This is a genomic window from Paenibacillus dendritiformis (assembly GCF_945605565.1).
Taxonomy (GTDB): Bacteria; Bacillota; Bacilli; order Paenibacillales; family Paenibacillaceae; genus Paenibacillus_B; species Paenibacillus_B dendritiformis_A.
In genome coordinates this window covers 3,290,389-3,308,589 of sequence record NZ_OX216966.1, presented here as the reverse complement: position 1 = coordinate 3,308,589, position 18,201 = coordinate 3,290,389, and the positions used below count along the sequence as shown (strand labels likewise).

Here is an 18,201-nt window from a genome sequence, read left to right as displayed (position 1 = left end):
TGCCCAATCTCCCTACTGTAGTGAAAGCTGCATTTTGGCGGTATCCTGAGAGCCGCAGCGGAGCTTGCTTCGTTTGATTCGCATCATATGTCGGTCCGCCATCTCCACAATATCGCTTAATAATGTTCCCTCCTCTGGATATACCGCATAGCCATAAGATACCGCAAAAGGAACCGAGCCCTGCTCTGCGGTCAAGGCCAGCTTGTTCATTATGCGGCTGCGGATGCTGCGCAGCTCGCGCCGGTCGGAGCAGGGCACCATGAACAGAAATTCATCGCCTCCCCATCGGACGAGCGCGGTCTCGCTGCCGGATGTATTCAGCAGCACGGTCGAAATGAGCCGCAGCACCCGATCTCCCGCATTGTGGCCATACGTATCATTAATTTCCTTGAACCGATCCACGTCGAAGAAAAAGACGGCGGTTTTTTGTCCATTTTTGCGGTGCTTGCCAGCCAGCCTCTGAAATATTACATCGGCACTTCTGCGGTTATACGCCAATGTCAAAGGGTCGATTTCCGATTCATACTTCACGACATCATACTGTTTGCCGCATCGCCAGGATACGCCAAGCATCATAATGGTGAGCACGGCCAACATCGGATTCATCATTTTTGCCGACATGAGGTATGCGATGAGTGCGACCCATCCGCACAGCGTCATGGCAGTCATTATTATTCTGCCCGTATATTTCATGTTGATTGGTTTTCACTCCCACAATGATTTGGATTTTTTACCTAAAATTTCGACTTTTTCTCATAAACATCGACTATTCTATGATGGCCTACTGAACAAATACTGAATCGTCTTCCCAAGAAAAATAACCGCCGCGGAAGCAGAATCCACGACGGTCGGCGCGATTAAATGCTGTTTTTCCATTCCATGTACCAAGCAAATACTTCCCTGCTGGGTTCAATGCCTAATTCTCCTTTTAAATTGTGGCTCAGCAGTTGAAATTGCTTGATGACTTCCCCGTAGTTGCCCAACTGCGCATGAATTTTCATCAGTCCGAAATAACTGTCCTCGGTATACGGATACTTCTCCTGGATCTGCTTGTATAAGGGCATCGCTTCCGTGTATGCGTTCATCCGCATCAAGCATTCGGCCACCTGCTTCGCATGATTGAACCAGATTAACCGAAGCCTCTCCTGTTCGCCTTCCGCCCACAAATATTGATGCTCCGCCAAATAATCGCCCCGATAGGCATTCAGCAGCTTCTGATGCTCCTGGATCGTCTCGGGAGACACCTGCGGGGCGAGACGCATCGCCTTCTCCCATTCCTCCTTGTCCAGCTTCATGCCGCCCAATTCGAGCCGGTACCCCTCATCCATATATTTGATGTGGATTCGTAACGCCCTCTGCTTAATGACCTGCCTGATTTGGTAAATCGTCGTATGTAAATGGGCTGATGACTTTTCAATGCGGTAATTCGGCCACAGCAAATCGAGAATCGTATCTTTGCGCAGCGTCTGCTCCCGATGGTGAAGCAGATAGGCAAATAGCTCCTGTGCTTTGACCGTACGCCAGTGAAAGGTCTTCAGCTCCTGTTGGGGAGTAATATAATGCAGATAGGACAATGTGCACAGCATCCCCTCAAGCTGGCTGTGCTTCCCTTCATCGTTGGCTTGCGCCGGCTTGGCCAGCCGCTTCAGCGTCTTCTCGATACGGGTCCGCTGCACCGGCTTCAATAAATAGTCTAACGCATTCAGCTCGAATGCCTCAACCGCATATTCGTTATATGCCGTCACAAATACAATATGAAGGTGGGGTTGAATGCGCAACAGACGTTCGGCCAGTTCCATCCCGTCCATTTCCGGCATCTCGATATCCAGGAAGACAAGATGAAACGTCTCCCGTTCCGCCACTTCCAAGGCCAGATGCGGATTCTGGAATGAACCGACAATTTCAATAGGCACTTCCTTTCCATCCTGCTCCTTCAATAGCTTTTCCATACGTCGCAGCGCTAGCATTTCATCATCGACAAGGATCGCTTTCATATTCCTTCCCCCTTGCAATCTTGACCGCAGCGGCCTCCCCTCATCCATCGGACACGCCGGAATCATGCATGTCCCCGTGGCGGAACGGCCGGGCTCGTCCCTTCCTGCCTCCCGCATCGACGATGCCGAAGCGGATTACGCAGCCTGCTGCTCCTCCATAGATCTCGCCACTAGACCATACGGTCATCTTCACTATAAAGCGACGGGGGAGAAAAAGAAACAGCCTGCGCCTTTTGCTTCAGACCTGAGACCTAATTCGAAAGGCACGAACGCTTTCATCTTAGTCAAATATACTAAACAATAACTGAACAAAAGGGATAATCATAAAAAACGCCTTGGAGAGCTGCCTCCAACGCGATCGAGGGGATGATATCAGAGAGCGCCGGCTCATTCCGTTATCCCGGGTCGACAGTCCCAGCTATACCCGCGAGCCAAGCAGGGACGGCCGCACATGGGCGAAGCCCGTCCGGATCAGGACGGGCTTCGGTCTTCCTCGCGCGCCAGGCGCAGCACGCGCTCGATGAACGGCGCCTTCCGCCGCGTATACTCGACGCGATCATGCGGATACAGGCTGGCCAGTTCAAGCTTCAATTGCCTATATTGCTCCCGGATATCGGGGTGGGCTCTTACATAATCGCGGAACAGCAGCTGTGCTTCCCAATGGGGATCCCTATGCGGGTAAATATGCAAATGATGCGTACCGGCCCGCCAGCGGCCGCGCCGGAAAAATCGGCGTTCCGGCCAATCCGGCTTCGGCACATACTCGTAGCCGATCGCGGCCAGGCGATCAATATGTGCCTCGGTCAAGGCCTCTAGTCGATGAACGCCTGCCATAATATCAATGATCGGCTTGGCACCCAGTCCAGGAACCGAGGTGCTGCCGATATGCTCGACCGCGGCGACGATATCCGCGAGCGCCTCCTCGATAGCCTGCTTCTCCTGCTCATATTCGCGTACCCATTCCGGGTCATAGTCCGCGATGACGACCGTTTCCATCGTTGTCCCCCTTTTCCATCCATGATTGCGATTCGCTATGTCCCTGCATCCTCTCAAGCTTTCAGGAACCGAAGCATTCTCTCATTGACGTACTCCGGCATCTCCATGCTGAGCAAATGGCCGGACCTAACAGCCTTACAGCGGAAAACGCTGCGGCGAAGGGGCCGCTTCCACATAAACCCGCTGGCTCGGCAGCGCGAGCGAGATTCCCTCTTCCTCGAGTACCTCCATAATCATCAGATTGATCTGCTCCTTATGCTTCAAATATTCGGCCCATACCGTCGTCTTGGTGAAGTAATAGAAAAAGATGCCCAGACTGCTCTCGTTGAACTCGCTGAACCGGACCATAATGACGTCCGGATCGACCGCCTCGTTCTCCCGCAGGCGCGCGTCCATTTTGGCAATGGCCGCCTGAAGCCGCTCGCGATCCGAGTCGAGCGCGACGTTCAGGGTGAACGTGACCCGCCGCTTGCCCATCCGGCTCCAATTCGTAATCGCCTGGCCCGCCAGCGTCGCATTCGGCACCGTGACGAGCGAATGGGCGAAGGTGCGGATTTTCGAGCTGCGGAACGTAATATCTTCGACCGTCCCTTCCACGCTCGGCGTCATAATCCAATCTCCCTTGGAGAAGGGCTTCTCCGTAATAATGACGATGCCGCCCAGAAAATTGCTGAGCGTGTCCTGAGCGGCCAACGCGATCGCCAGACTGCCCAGGCCAAGACCCGCGACGACACCGTTAATGCTGTAGCCCCACTCCGAGGCGATCATCGTTATCGCAATGACGACCACGAGGAAGCGGAGCACCTTGGACAAGAAAGGAATCAGCATGCTCGATTCATCGAGTCCGAGCCGCGTTGACAGCCCGGTGAACATACTGGAAGAGCGGGCCGCCATATGGTAGAGTCCCCAAGCGATGAGGACGATGAAGGCGTTCCGGTATATTTTATCGATGGCGAGCAGCAAGGCTCCGCCTGGAGGAAGGACCATTTTGCAGGCCAGATAGATACCGATGAGGACGAAAAAACATTGCATCGGCTTCTCGAACGCAGTCAAAAAATGCGTGGCCCCCTTCGAGCGCGACAAGCCGCGCATCAGTAGGGCGAACAGATAGTTCGTGAACAGCTTGCGGAACAGCAAAAACAATAGCAATACTCCGGCGGCGCTCAGCCACCGGCTCCAATCCGTCGTCTCGAACATCGCAGGAATCCATTCATTAAGCAATTGGGTGATTCACCTCATTATCTTAAGTTGGGTTCCATTATAACATTGACCTCTTGGACGGGAAAAGGCAGGCCGCCGGCACGGCCCGGCGCGGCCCGGTCAAGCCTCGGCGGCATCCCCGGTGCGCAACAAAGGAAGACGGACCTCATAGGCGGCGCGCGGATAATGGCCGAATACGGCAACCGTTCCGCCATGCGATGCCACAACGCCCCGGGCGTCCGCCCATCGGCCGCCAAGCCGTTCATTCTGCGCATGTGGCGCATACGGTCGGTCAGCCGGACGGAACACGCCGTCCTCCCGGCGCGACGTATTCGGATCGGGAACGCCGTCGTTCCGAATGTGCACGACGGCCGTCTCCTCCGCGCAGAACAGTCCGATTCGGATCGGCCCGGAAGGCCGGCCCGTCCGCGCCGCTTCGGCAATCAGCATATCGAACGCTTCCATGAGCCGGGCTCCGTTCCCGTATATCATCTTCGGCTGCCCGTCCGGATCTGCGCAGTCCAGCGCGATCGCGATCCCCGGCTGCTCCCCGCGGGAGCGGTACTCTTCCGCCAGCTGCATCAGCAGGCGGCGCACATCGACGGGATGCCACCCTTCCCGTTCGGGAACCTGCGGCAATCTGGATAGTTCGAACCGCCGATCGACGGCATGGCTCAAGCGCAGCGCCTTGTCGCGCGCAATTTGAATATAATGGCGCAGCTCTACTTCATCCCGGTAGCCGTCTTCCGCGATCAGCTGCAAATAGCCCAGAATCGAAGTCAGCGGCGTGCGCACATCATGCGACAGTGCGGTCATCAGCGCGTTCATCCGCTCGGCCGCTGCCTGCTCATTCTCCCTGGCTGCAGACATCTGCTGCGACAGCCGGTTGACGGCATCCGCCGCTTCGTCCAGCTCCGCCGCCGAGCGCTTGGCGGGAAGCGGCATCGCTTCTTCTCCATCGGCGAGACGGACGAGGCTGTCCTTGATCTGTCCGTAATAGACCGCTTCGGCGCCGAGCAGCCACAAAAGGCCGGCGATGAACAGCACCCCCGTCGCCAGCAGCGCCATTCCTTCCAGGTCCATAATCGAAGACATTAGACGATACAGCTTCCACAGCGGCGGAATATCGACCGCATGCATAATGAATCGCAAGGCAATCAATCCACACATGGTGAGCGCAAATGCGCCGCATAAGCAAATTCCAACAATAAACAGCAGCTTCCACAGGAAGCGGGTCGCGTCTGGATGGGCTCCCCTTCGTCCCTCTGTCAAGCGGCCGGCTTCCCGAGCTTCCCGAGGCTGACGATCCCATATCCGACTTCGTACACTTCGATTCATACGCTCCTCCCTTTCTCCATCGCTCGTCCGAACAACACCAATCCCCTTCAGCAGCTGGAATTTGATTACCAGTATAGCTGCCGCTGATGAACAGCCTGCTAACATTTCATGAAGAAAAGATGAAGAAGAGCTTAACAATTGTGATAGATTCAAAGAACGCCTTCTTTCCCCGAACGAAACAAAGCCCCTGTCCTGCTCCAACGGGAGAGGACAAGGGCTTGCCGCACTTCGGCCAGAATCATGGCCGCAGCACGGAACCCGCTCGCTGTCAGGCCGAACCCTATCCGCCGGGAAGCCGCTGCTCGTTCAGCTTCCTTGAAGGATGCGCTGCAGCTCATGGCGCTCCAGCAGCTGCAGCAATTCCCGGCGCAGTTCCGGAGATAGCGGCCGGGCCGGAGGCATGACATGAGTCGGAATATCGACACCGGAGGCGCGAACCGCTTCCTTGATCGTATGGAAGAACGGGGAGTCTAACGGATATACCTCCGTCACAATTCGGAACAGCTTGCGCTGAATACCGGCGATGGCCGCCAGATCGCTGCGCCGGTAGGCCTCGTACAGCCCGCATGTCAGATGCGGCGCGAAGTTCGCGCTCGCCGGAACCGCGCCGTCGCCTCCCGCGATCAGCGTCTCCAGCAGAAGATGATCGTAGCCGGCGAACACCGCGAACTCCGGCCGCTGCCCCTTCACATCGCGGATCACCTCCAAAATCGGCTCGATCTGCTGCACCGTCTGCTTGACTCCGGCAATGCTGGGATACGCCGCGGCCAATGCAGCCACGATGGACGGCTTCACCTCTTGCCCGGTCAGACCCGGATAATTGTAAATGTATATCGGCAGCGACACCGATTCGGCGATGTCGGCATAATGACGGTACAGCTGCTCGTCGCTTAGCTTCGCGGCGTACGGATTGAGGACAACGACCGCATCCGCACCGGCCGACTCGGCGTGGCGGCTGAGCTCGATCGCTTCGTCCGTGCGGCTCGAACCGGTTCCGATGAGAACCGGAAGGCGTCCGTTCGTATGCCGGATCGCGTATTCAGCGACCTGCTTACGCTGCTCAGCCGACATGTGAAAGAATTCACCCGCTGAGCCGAGAAAAAACAAGCCATGAACGCCGGCTTCCGTCAAATAATCAATCATCCGCCCCATGCCTGCGGTATCGAGTTGACCGTGTTCATCGAGTACCGTAATGACCGGCGGAATAATTCCCTGCAATGCACTGCGCTGCTTCATGCGTAATCGCTCCTTCATCTGCTGTAGATCTGCGTAGCTGGCCGGGACGAGGCGGCGGGATGAAAAGCTATCCAGGGTAAGAGTTATCGGTAACAAATTTCACCGAAAAAAATTCCCCTTCCCGCTTCCGCATCGCGCCGCCAACATGAGCTCACTCGATCAGGGAGCCCTGCGCGGCGGTGGCCGACACTATCCCTTTTATTGTAACTCTAGCATAGTGCCTGGACCGATGCCATGCTACATTATGGACATCTGATGACATTCGCCGCGCCGCGGTGCCCGGAGGAGCTTCTCGCCCGACCGTGCGAGCGAGCCCCAACTCCTTCGCCGGCATCGGGGCTCGCTCCGCGATTCACGGCAGCAGCCGATCATCGAAGCGGCTCGGGGGCAGACCAGCCGCTTCGGGCTTGACGCGGAATACGCCGCCTGCATAGGGCTGCTGGTCGAGCTGCTCCTCCCTCATCCCGGTGCGCGCTGTCGTGACATACAGCTCGCGGTACGATGGGCCGCCGAAGCAGAGCGAGGTCGTATGCGCCGCAGGAATCGGCACGGCTGCGAGCTGCGCTCCCGTCTCCGGATTCCAGCGCGTAATGCGGGCGCCGCCCCAATGTGCCACCCATACCATCCCCTCGGCGTCGACGGTCATCCCGTCGGGAAACCCTTCTCCATCGGAGATGCGGATGACGGGACGGCGGTTCCCGAGCTCGCCCCGAGCCACATCATAGTCGAACGCGTCCACCCGCATCGTCGGGGTATCGATATAATACATCGTTCTGCCGTCCGGACTCCAGCCCATCCCGTTCGACAGCGTGATGCCTTCCAGCAGGGTGACGACCTTGCCATCCGGGTCCAACCGGTACAGGGAAGCTTCCCCTTCTCCCTTGGACAGGCTCAGCTTTCCTTCGATCAGGCTTAGCGTTCCCGCCAGCAGACGGCCTGCCGGATCACATTTCGCGTCATTGAACCGCATCTGTCCCGAATGAAGAACCGGGTCGCCGATGCGGTCGACTTCCTTCGTATCTGGGTGAACGAAATAGAAGCCGTCCTGCAGCACGCACAGCAGGCGATGTCCCGATTCCGTCAAGGCGACGGCACCGGCATAGCTGGGCATGGCGAGCGTCTCCCGCTTCCCGGATTCAGGTTCCGCATAGTGGATCGCCCTTCCCGTAATATCAACCCAGTACAGGCGCTGCGTGCGCTCATCCCATACCGGCCCTTCTCCGAGCGCCGCTCTGGCGTCATATAACAGCTCCGCTTTCATCGTATGCGTTCCTCCATCTCCCCTTTTCCACATCCTACCACAGATTGACGTGTTCGTCCCGGTTTTTCCCCCAACGCCAGCAGGGACGTGATCAGCCCATCACGTCCCTGTCCTATAACTGCGATTGTATGAAGATCGGGCCTCGCCGCTTACTTCGCGCAGGCGGTTGCCGGATTGCGGCTGCCGTAGTAAGCGGCGTAGGTCTTATACCCTCCGCTCAGATTCATGCTGTCGAAGCCGTGCTGGTCCAGGATGCGGGTCGCCAGATAGCCGCGCAGACCGACCTGGCAGCTGACGACAATCGGCCGATCCCGTGGCAGCTCGTCCAGCCGGCTGCGCAGATCGCCAAGCGGAATATGGATCGAGCCTTCGATATAGCCCGCGTCCCGCTCGGCGGATTCGCGCACGTCAATGAGGCAGGCGCCTTCACGCACCATCCGGTCGATCTGGTCGTAGTGGACAACCTTGACTTCGCCGTCGACGACATGGGAGGCGACATATCCGAGCATATTGACCGGATCCTTCGCCGACGAATAGGGAGGCGCATAGGCCAATTCAAGATCGGGCAGATCATGCACGGTCAGATTGCCCTTGATGGCGGTGGCCACTACGTCGATCCGCTTGTCCACGCCCTGCTTGCCGACGCCCTGAACTCCGTAAATGGCGCCGGTCTCCGGATGGAAGATCAGCTTGAGCGAGATAGGCGACCCGCCAGGGTAGTACCCGGCATGAGAAGCGGGATGAATATGGACGGATTCGTACGGGACGCCCAGCTTCTGGAGCGTCTTCGCATTGCTGCCCGTCACCGCAACCGTCAGATCGAACACCTTCGCCACCGCTGTCCCGAGCGTGCCCCGGTATGGCTGGCCCTTCCCGTAGATGTTGTCCGCGACCAGTCTGCCCTGACGGTTCGCCGGCCAGGCGAGCGGCACCATGGCCGGCGTGCCGTGAATGTAATCCTTCACTTCAATGGCGTCGCCGATGGCCCAAATATCGGGATCCTCCGTGCGCAAATATTCATCGACGAGAATGCCGCCTCTCTCGCCGAGCGCCAGCCCCGCCGAACGGGCAAGCTCATTCTCTGGCCGGACACCGATGGACAGAATGGTCATATCTGTCGGCAGCACACGCCCGCTGGACAGAACGATGGAACGCCCCTCGTCCTGGAACGCGCTGACCCCGTCTCCCAATATAAGCTCAATTCCTTTTTCTTGCAGATGGTGATGCACGATCGCCGCCATTTCCGGGTCGAGCGGAGCCATGACTTGATCGGCCATTTCCACGACGGTCACCGCGATGCCGCGATGGGCCAGATTGTCCGCCATCTCCAGGCCGATGAAGCCGCCGCCGACAATGACGGCCCGCTGTGGCGACGTCTCGTCGACATGCCGCTTAATGCGGTCCGTGTCGGGGATGCTTCGCAGCGTGAACATCTGCTTCGCCTCGTTCAACCCTTCGATCGGCGGCACGATAGGCTTCGCCCCCGGAGACAGAATCAACGTGTCATACGACTCCTCGTACAGCTCCCCCGTCTTGCCATTCCGAACGGAGACAATATGGCGCTCCCGATCGATAGCTGTCACTTCCTGCTCTGTCCGAATATCGAGCCGGAACCGCTTCGACATGCCCTGCACGGTCTGCACAAGCAGAGACTGCCGCTTCGGAATCACGCCTCCAATATAATAGGGAAGCCCGCAGTTCGCGTACGAAATATGCTCCCCCCGCTCGAACATAATGATCTCCGCGTGCTCGTCCAGACGACGCAGCCGGGCAGCCGCCGTCGCGCCGCCCGCAACTCCGCCGACAATCACAATTTTGCGCTGTTTCATTGTCCATCCACTCCCTTAATACCCCTCAGGGTATACAATAATGTAAAAAAAGAGATTATTTCCGCGGTCCCGTCCATCGGCTCATGCCGCCGCGCACATTGACGACATCCGCATAACCATGCCGCCGCAGCAGTCCTGCGGCTCGAGCGCTTCGCACCCCGCTCTGGCAGATGACGTACAGCTTCTTCCCCTGCGGAATGCCGCTCACCTTGGCCGCCAGCCGGGACAGAGGCCGGTTCAGCGCGGACGGAATATGGCCTTGGGCATACTCCGAAGGCTCGCGCACATCCACGATGACCGCATCCTGCAGCGGCAGCAGCGCTTCCAGCTGCTGCGCCGTAATCGAAGAAGACTTGTTCGCCCGGGACTTGAAAAGCCATCCGAACATCGCTACCCCTCCTTTGTTGTTCCTATATACCCCTATGGGTATATTACCACCATTCCTTCGCTGCGTCAATGCGGAAGCCCAGCCTGTCCCCCGCCGGCCTCCGCTTTATTTTTTGTCGAAATAAAAATCCGGATTCATATACACATAAGGATCCTGCGGCGCTTCGATGAGCCGAATGCCCGCGTTGTCCGCTTCCAGCTTCATCACTTCCGTATCCTCATCCAGCTTCAGCTTCGACAAGGTGCCGGTCACTTCAATCCAGCTGTCATCGGCGAACCGTGCCGCATCGGGCACTTCGGTCATGATGCCGTACGGGAACGCATCGGCCGCGCAGCATTCCAGCGCGAAGCGCACGACGGCGAACCGGTTCCGCCCCATCCCCTCGCCCCGGTGCACGAAGCCCCGCAGCGTAACCGTCTTGCCTTGGAACTGTTCCTTATATAGATCGAGCGTCGTAATCGTCTCGATGAACAGCTTCTCCGGGATCTCGATCTCCTTCTCTTGGACAAGCTTGGCCGCATGCTTCGCATAGATCAGCGTGTAACGGTCATAAGGGAATCGGCCATCCCACAGCTTCTCTTCCTCCTGCTCCGCTGCCTCATCCGTAGCCTCCGGTTCCCCTGCTTCCTGCCGCAGCGCGCCGGGCGAATCCACCATCACGAGCGGAAGCTCTGATGCTGACGTTCCGTCCGCCCGCGTCCCAGAGGACCGCCCCTCCGTGCCCGGCATCGGATCCCGCTCCGGGCCGCCCGTCCGCTCCTGGGCGATGGAATATTGCACGCCCTTCTTCTCCGCCATCGCACTGCCAAGCGAGGAGACCGGGAGCAGCACAGCCGCCGCCAACGGGAGCACAAATACGAGGCACCATCCCGCCTGCCTTCCGATGCGGAACCCGCCCGGGTGATGAGCACAGCCGCAGTCCGCATGCCCGTCTCCGTCCTCCGGCGAGAAAAACAAAATCAATGCCCGGTAGAGCTGGAAGGCGGCCAACACATAGAGGGCGGCGGTTCCCCACTGCACCCAGATCTCCATGCGAGGGGCGATATAATACTGCACCTTCTCCTGCCAGAACAGAGACAAGATGAATAAGGACCAGGCGAACATCGTAACCGACTGCAGCAAATAGACCAGCGCCTGCCGCCATGGGCGCTTCTGTATGGACATGCGAAATCACTCCTAATCGCGATGAAATATAGGATCCGGCTGGGCATGATGAAGCCGGCGGGATATTACATGAACAGAGCCTGCCATAGAAGCGAGCAGGCCAACACCGTGACCGCGATCAGGAGGCTGAGTCCGGCGACGAACCGGATGCGGAATACGCCGGCCAGCATCAGCGATGTCTTCAGATCCAGCATCGGTCCGAAGACAAGGAAGGTCAGCAGCGGTCCCGCAGCCAACATGGAACTGAACGAAGCGGCGATGAACGCATCCGATGTCGAGCAGAGCGAGATAAGATACGCGAAGCCCATCATGAACAGATGGGAGCCGACTCCCTCCGGCACGGCAGATGCCAGCCAATCCCGCCCGATGCCGCTCTGAATGAATGCTGTAATGAACGCGCCCATCAACAAATATTTGCCCATATCCAGGAACTCGTCCCCCATATGGTAGACACTCGCTTGCAGCTTGGTTCGCAGCGAGGCCTTCGCCGGATACTGATGTCCGGCATGATGCGGTTCATGATCCCCGTGCCGCCAGCCTCCCGCATGGTCTCCCGGCGCTTCCTTGAGCGGATTGCGCTTCACGGTCACGTACAGCACGAGACCAATGATGACCGTGATGGCGAACGCCAGCCCCATCCGGTAATAAGCCATCTCAGGCTGGCTGCGGAAAGCCATCGACGTCGAGGCGAACACGATCGGGTTGATGATCGGCGAAGCCAGTATGTACGTTACCCCGACGTAGACGGGCATTCCTTTCTGAATGAGCCGCCGTACGACAGGCACCATCCCGCATTCGCACAGAGGCAGGAGCACTCCGATTAGAGAGGCTGCCACGACTCCGGCCAGCGGATGGCGCGGAATCCAGCGCGGAATGAACCCTTCCGGCACAAATTCATGCAAAATGGCCGAAACCGCGACGCCAAGCATGAGGAAAGGCAGCGCCTCGATGACCAGACTGATGCCGATCGTCGTCACGCTGCGCAGGACATCCGGGTCGACCGGAACAGATACATCAGCCAGGCGCTGATTCGTGAACACAAGATACAGCACCGCAGCGCAGACAACAGTCACCGCGTATGTGCCATAACGGAACAGGACGTTCATCAATAGTTACCTCCTCTTTTCCCGCTTCTCTCCGGGACGACGAAGGCCGAATGGAGAGCTTGTCCTATACTATTCCGTATTATTAGTAATTATTACGATTAATCGAAACAAAGCATATCACTCTCCCACCGCTCCGTCAAGCGCGAATCGGCCTTTTTTCAGCAGAACATTACCGGAGCCCATCGCGAACAAATAAAAAGAACCATCCCCGGCGCCTCATCGATTGGCAGGAGACAGCTCTTCCCGATGTGCTCATTCACATCGTCCGTCTGCTAGTCAAGATTGCGAAGAATAAGATATACAATGATGCCGATCGGACCCAGCAAAAAGATGACGATCGCCCACAGGCAGCCGACCTGCTTCCCCTTGCGTTCCGTCGCTTCTCCCCATATCCAGAACAAGCACACCCAGCTCAGCACCCAGATCAAAAAGCCAATCATCAAGCATCCCTCCTGTCGCCATTGCACCTTGCTGCAGGCGTTCGACTCCTTCAACCTTCCGATGCTGAAATCCGTACTTCTTCTATATTATGTACGCGGTGAGATCCCGAAATAGGTGTATGCAGCGAAAAAGCTGACCTATAAGCAACTTGCTTACAGGCCAGCCATTCTAACCTTTTCTTATCTTTATTGTATCGTTCCGTTGTTGCGTGTTATATCGAAGCGATAGAACTTGAAATGGCGGTTCATTTCTCCTTCGATGGCCGGGCTGCCTTCCTTCGTGAACGTATAATAGTTCGTCCCCGTGGTCCGCTGTACCTTATAACCGGCCAAATCGATGCCGAACAGCTTCTTCACATCCGGCGCGGCGGCATCGAATACTTGCTTGTCGCTAAATTGGCTGAACATGTCCTCGGTCTCGTTCGTCCCCGTCTCTAATAGCCCGGATGCATATACAGAGAGAATCCGTCCGGACGTATAACCGATCTCGACAAGGAAGTCCTGCTGCTCATCCTTGAGTCGGTACACATCGCTTGAACTGCCGTCGCGCATATCCGCAGCATAGGATCGGCTCGCCTGAACGATCGGCACAGGCTTGCCTAACGTGACCAGCGCCGCTTCCTTCGCCGCTTCAAGCGCCTTCGGATCCGCTTGATCTATCGGAATCTCATACCCCATGCTCGTAATGCGGCTGCCAACCATCTCGACTCTGAAATCCGGACCTGTTATCGAGGTATGAACCTCTCGCTCATGCCTTCCCCGCTCACGCGCAACCTCTGTGACGAGATCGGCAAGCTGTTGACCGCTCAATCCCGTGTCCGACTCCACGATGCGCTTGATGTCAGCAGGAAGCTCGGCATAAGACATCAACAGGCTTATATCTGATGTTCCGTTGGCCACATCAAGCGCGACGCGGCTCTTGTGGTCTTTGCTGTATACGATAACGTCATGAAAGGCGGTTCCCTTATATTCCTCGACTCCATACAACTCGATGTCGCGTCCGGCCGCTTCCCGGATAGACTGCTTCGCCCGTTCCCATATCGAACCATCCAAGTCGTTCACCGTCTTGCTATATTTCGGTTCCGTCAAGCTCCCTACCCGTTCATGCTCTTCCGCGAGCGGAGGGATGGTGAACTCAATCTTCTGATTCATCTCCACCGGAGCGTTATACCGTCGAATCGAGATTTCATACTCGTCCAGCTCCGGCGCCATGATGGCAATATCGTACTCCTTCGGCTTCTCCGGACTTTGCTCCCATCTGTTCACATTGTCGAAAATGATACCCAATTCCGGGCTGAACGTCCTGCCAGGCACGTCTTCGTATTGGTCCGCCAATTGGGATCCCGTCAGCGGAATCGCGCTCGCATCCGGCGTGTTCAGGTTCAACCCGTTCTGCTTCCAGGTTTCATTGAGGTCTGTGTCCTGAAGCTTCAAATAATAAGGCTCGTAAGTTAGGAAAGCGCTGCGCCAAGGATTGTTCCCCGCCTCGTCCGGCTGCACCTTCAGATGAAGCACCCCTTTGCCGTCATATTCGGCGCCCAATATCGTAATATCCTTGCCTTCATATTGAACCTTCTTAGGGAACTTCTCATCCGGACGGACGCGGAACGCGCTTGTTGCCTTGGCGTCGGTGACATAGAATCTTTGCAATTCAAGCGTCATCTGCTTCGGCTTGTTCTCGAAGTAGACGGAAGGTACGAACTCCCATCTGCTGCGGCTGACGCCGTTCACCATCTCCCGCAGATTGCCGGATTGACGAATCGGGTATACTTTGCCCGTCTCGTCCCGCAGAATCAGATTCTCCCTGACCACGTTGTCCCAGTCTTCGCCTGGATGCAGGTTCGCCTTGCCGCCGCCCGCAATCCGGGTTCTCACATCCAGTATCATTCGTGTCGGCGAGATCGTCATATCCTTGAGAAGGAATTGCTGAACTGTCGGACCGTCAACCGTTCCCGCTTGCTCCAGATTAACGACGCGGGTCGGCTTTATATTTTCGATGCCTAACGGAACCTGAATGTCCTCCGATTCGGAATCGATGACCTTGTACTCTTCGTTCCGCCGTACCTTTGTCAGCCGAACGGTCAATTGTTGGCTGCTCTGCTTTAACTGTTGCACGAACTCCGGGGAGAGCGGCTTGTCATACGTCCACGTGACTACATCATCCGACTGCTGTCCCCGCTTGCTCATCTCTTCCGTCTTATCGACCGGATACGTCGTCGTACTGGTGCTGTCGTCCCAGAAATGCTCTTTGTCCAGGTCCGGCAGTGTCGCTACATAGTCCTCCAACTGGTTCCCCAACCGGCCGCTGCGCTTCGCTTCCGCAATGTCCGCTCCCTTGATCGTGATCGTGACGAACAGCCGATCGTCTTCCAAGTACAAGTTGTCGACGCTCACCTCGCGCTCCCCCCACATCGTGCGGTAGGACGGAGCCGGAATATATCCATGCTCCTTGGCATTGCGAATGCCGATAAAGTCACCGGCGCCTTCCAGCCATCGCACGGCCGCCTCCAACCCCGGAATCTGCTTCGCATAAGCGGCGAAGGACGGCAATAGCATGATGGAGCCGGAGAACAGCAGGACGCCGGCAGCGACCGCTCCTATACTGCGGCGCATTACCTTCGTTCTTGCCCGGCGGCGCACCGTCTTGTCGATGCGCTCCGTAATGCGTCGTGACAATTCAGCAGGTACAGGAACTTCCGTCAAGTTTTCCAACATCTTTTCAATCACCTCGTCCCTGTACTCCATTAACATCCTGCCTCCTTTATTTCAGGAACCATTTGCTGCTTGAATAACTTGATCGTATTGTAGATTTTCGTCTTTACGGTGCCGAGCGGCATATCTGTCATCTCTGCGATTTCTTCCAGCGTATATCCTTGCACGTATTTCATCTGGATAAGCATGCGAATCAATGGCGGCTGCTTGTCCAACATCGCATGCAGATCCAGCATTTCATCCGTGAGCGGACTCGCCGCGAAGCCCATCATCTCTTCATCCTCGGTATAGATGAGTGACTTCGTTTTCCGCAGATGTATTTTGCATTGATTGATCACGATTCGGGTGAACCATGTATTGAATTTATCCGGGTCTCTCAATTTTTTGATATTAATAAGCGCCTTCTCTACGGCATCGCACACCGCGTCCATACTGGCGCCCTCATCATGCAAATAACTGTATGCGATGCGAAATGATCGGTCTTGAATTTGCTGCACCGCGAGCGCGAAGCTGTTCGTATCGCCTTGCTGCGCACGGATAATCAGCATCTTCTGATCCATAATTCCTCCTCCTTCAGGTCATCACTTAGATGCGCGGAGGCCACAAATAGTTTTGAAGCGAAAAAATTGTAATCGGTTCGCATCATATCATGATGAACGGCGGCTTTGGCGCTAGTCCATCTTGCTGCCTTTGGCTGGCGTGATGCGGAACATCGTCACCTGTTTGCTCTTATTCAGCTCGACTTCAATAGAAGGAAACCCACCGAACGTTACCGATATCGAGCCTTTGCTTGTGGCTTCGCTCTCGAATCTCCAAACATCCCGGCCTTCTCCTTGCGTATGCGATATTTGCTTCGCCTGGAACGCTCGTCCGCAGAAATCCTTGACTGCGCGTGCAGCGGCCTGACGCAGGTTCACATCGACGGCCCCCGGGTCATAATCGACGCTGGCATACGTCTGCTTATCGTTGGCAAACTGGACATTGGCATCCTCGCCGTTGACATAAGTATAGATAATGCCATCATCCTCGGTCCCGAAAAACGATACGCTGCGCTGCACCTTGCCCAACGTGAACGTTTTGGCCGGGTCGATATTTCGCAGCGCATCCATTGCCTGTTTCTGCATCGTAGCACTCAACTCCTGAAAGGGCAACTCAGCCGGCAGACGCGGTGGCCCCTGCCATTGCCCCTACAGGTCCGAGTGCGGTAAGCATCATGCCGGATACGGCTAGAGCCGCAATAATTTTTTTGTACGTGTTCATGTTGAACCCCTCCAGTAATGCTGTGATTTCATTTCTTAGACACGAGCGGTACTGGAATAGTTTTTTATTTATTCAATTTTTTCTCATAAAAAAGCACGCACCTGCCGGAAAGCAAATGCATGCGTACCCTGTTTTTCTTATGTATCCATACGGAGCTAATAGAATTCTTCTTTTTCATTGAATTGATGAAGCCGTTGCCATCCTTTTTTCCTGAACGTGACCTCGTGTGCCGGTTCCCCTTGTCCGGTTAGTACGGGGCAGCCAGCGCATTCGACGGACTTTAGAACTGATGATATCCGTCCACTTCGCCGGTTACGGCATTGAGCAGGATAAGAATACTTTTTTTGTTGCTATTATTCTTTGCCTCGAGTCTCCACTCCAGCTTATTTTGCGAAGAGTACATCACCGCTTTCTGTATAGAAAAGGACTTGTTACCCAGTACTTGCAGCAGACGCTCTGCTCCCTCTTTCACCGCCTGAGGCATATTCGCGTATGTGCAAGTGAAGTTAATCCCTGATACATTGCCGCCATCAAGAGTTACCGATAAGGAATCCCCGCTCAAGGTGGTGAATACTTCGCGGTCTTTGTGATAGGTACGCTGCACTTGAGCGAATGCGCCGTTCCATGCCGGCTCGATCTCCTTCACAGCCTTGGCAGCGGCCGACCTTAATGCCTCGCCGACTTGCTCCGCCTTCAAATACAGGACCGCCATGGATACTTCCCCGGTCTCCTGCTTCACCTGTGCCTGATTGCCTTCCTTATCCGTTAGCAAGTACAGTCCATTTGGCCCTTCGCTAACACTCTCCCACGACATTCTCGTATTCGGAGAACCTGACAATTCCTGATAGACGCTGTCCAGCTTTCTCAAGATCTCCTTGTCCAATTGCTCCAGCTTTATCTGAACATCCCCGTCCCTCTGCTCTGCCGCGGCAGGCGTAACCAGGTCGGCATATTGGCCCGCCGGCGATACCATGACCAGCATGCATAATACGGCCAGCACGGCACTCATTTTTTGATAGGATGCCATAGTATGATTTCCTCCTCATTTATGTACCTACTTAATAGATTCATAAGACAAGGAAAAAGTTTGCTCACGACCAAATTTTTCTTCTCGTTACTCGTTACTTTCTCAATATGTTCACAATATGTTCATGGTATGTTCTCGTTCCCTCCCCTTTTTGCCGCTATTCCTTTCTATCAGGGAAGCCATTGCATCGCAATCCCGTTCCATCAGCAAGCCCTTTTCTTCACTATCCCACTCCATCAGCAAGCCCTTT

17 protein-coding genes are annotated in these 18,201 nt (G+C 56.1%); all 17 read right to left on the bottom strand.

What is annotated here, in order from left to right:
- Positions 1-12 precede the first annotated feature (12 nt).
- On the bottom strand, positions 13-669 hold the full coding sequence (locus NNL35_RS14460) for a GGDEF domain-containing protein (RefSeq protein WP_254553511.1): 657 nt from the start codon (positions 667-669) through the stop codon (positions 13-15).
- Between the two features lie 188 nt (positions 670-857).
- Positions 858-1,994, bottom strand: a complete 1,137-nt coding sequence (locus tag NNL35_RS14455; protein ID WP_006676388.1) for a response regulator — start codon at positions 1,992-1,994, stop codon at positions 858-860.
- 40 nt (positions 1,995-2,034) lie between these two features.
- Positions 2,035-2,187 (bottom strand): hypothetical protein, encoded by a 153-nt coding sequence (locus NNL35_RS14450; RefSeq protein ID WP_254553510.1) that lies wholly within the window; start codon positions 2,185-2,187, stop codon positions 2,035-2,037.
- A gap of 278 nt (positions 2,188-2,465) precedes the next feature.
- Positions 2,466-2,990: a GrpB family protein gene (locus NNL35_RS14445; protein WP_254553509.1), complete on the bottom strand. Its 525-nt coding sequence runs from the start codon at positions 2,988-2,990 to the stop codon at positions 2,466-2,468.
- 135 nt (positions 2,991-3,125) lie between these two features.
- A complete protein-coding gene (locus NNL35_RS14440; protein WP_006676386.1) occupies positions 3,126-4,211 on the bottom strand; it encodes a mechanosensitive ion channel family protein in 1,086 nt (361 codons plus the stop codon).
- 99 nt (positions 4,212-4,310) lie between these two features.
- Positions 4,311-5,528, bottom strand: coding sequence for a sensor histidine kinase (locus NNL35_RS14435; protein ID WP_254553508.1), 1,218 nt, complete (start codon positions 5,526-5,528; stop codon positions 4,311-4,313).
- Between the two features lie 306 nt (positions 5,529-5,834).
- On the bottom strand, positions 5,835-6,764 hold the full coding sequence (locus tag NNL35_RS14430; protein ID WP_254553507.1) for a dihydrodipicolinate synthase family protein: 930 nt from the start codon (positions 6,762-6,764) through the stop codon (positions 5,835-5,837).
- 352 nt (positions 6,765-7,116) lie between these two features.
- Complete coding sequence (locus NNL35_RS14425; protein ID WP_006676383.1) at positions 7,117-8,025, bottom strand: SMP-30/gluconolactonase/LRE family protein; 909 nt, start codon at positions 8,023-8,025, stop codon at positions 7,117-7,119.
- A 149-nt stretch (positions 8,026-8,174) separates the two neighbouring features.
- Complete coding sequence (locus tag NNL35_RS14420; RefSeq protein ID WP_006676382.1) at positions 8,175-9,854, bottom strand: CoA-disulfide reductase; 1,680 nt, start codon at positions 9,852-9,854, stop codon at positions 8,175-8,177.
- A gap of 55 nt (positions 9,855-9,909) precedes the next feature.
- Positions 9,910-10,242 carry a rhodanese-like domain-containing protein gene (locus NNL35_RS14415; protein WP_006676381.1) on the bottom strand — a complete coding sequence of 111 codons (333 nt, stop codon included), beginning with the start codon at positions 10,240-10,242 and terminating at the stop codon, positions 9,910-9,912.
- A gap of 105 nt (positions 10,243-10,347) precedes the next feature.
- A complete protein-coding gene (locus tag NNL35_RS14410) occupies positions 10,348-11,406 on the bottom strand; it encodes a TIGR03943 family putative permease subunit (RefSeq protein ID WP_006676380.1) in 1,059 nt (352 codons plus the stop codon).
- Positions 11,407-11,471: 65 nt separating this feature from the next.
- Positions 11,472-12,512: a permease gene (locus tag NNL35_RS14405; RefSeq protein ID WP_006676379.1), complete on the bottom strand. Its 1,041-nt coding sequence runs from the start codon at positions 12,510-12,512 to the stop codon at positions 11,472-11,474.
- A 272-nt stretch (positions 12,513-12,784) separates the two neighbouring features.
- Positions 12,785-12,952: a hypothetical protein gene (locus NNL35_RS14400; protein ID WP_006676378.1), complete on the bottom strand. Its 168-nt coding sequence runs from the start codon at positions 12,950-12,952 to the stop codon at positions 12,785-12,787.
- A gap of 186 nt (positions 12,953-13,138) precedes the next feature.
- Positions 13,139-15,697: a DUF4179 domain-containing protein gene (locus NNL35_RS14395; protein ID WP_006676377.1), complete on the bottom strand. Its 2,559-nt coding sequence runs from the start codon at positions 15,695-15,697 to the stop codon at positions 13,139-13,141.
- Positions 15,697-16,224, bottom strand: a complete 528-nt coding sequence (locus NNL35_RS14390; RefSeq protein WP_006676376.1) for a sigma-70 family RNA polymerase sigma factor — start codon at positions 16,222-16,224, stop codon at positions 15,697-15,699. The genes NNL35_RS14395 and NNL35_RS14390 overlap by 1 nt, the downstream gene beginning before the upstream one ends.
- Positions 16,225-16,335: 111 nt before the next feature.
- Positions 16,336-16,788, bottom strand: a complete 453-nt coding sequence (locus tag NNL35_RS14385; RefSeq protein WP_006676375.1) for a hypothetical protein — start codon at positions 16,786-16,788, stop codon at positions 16,336-16,338.
- A gap of 416 nt (positions 16,789-17,204) precedes the next feature.
- Positions 17,205-17,951 carry a hypothetical protein gene (locus tag NNL35_RS14380; RefSeq protein ID WP_006676374.1) on the bottom strand — a complete coding sequence of 249 codons (747 nt, stop codon included), beginning with the start codon at positions 17,949-17,951 and terminating at the stop codon, positions 17,205-17,207.
- Positions 17,952-18,201: the final 250 nt, after the last annotated feature.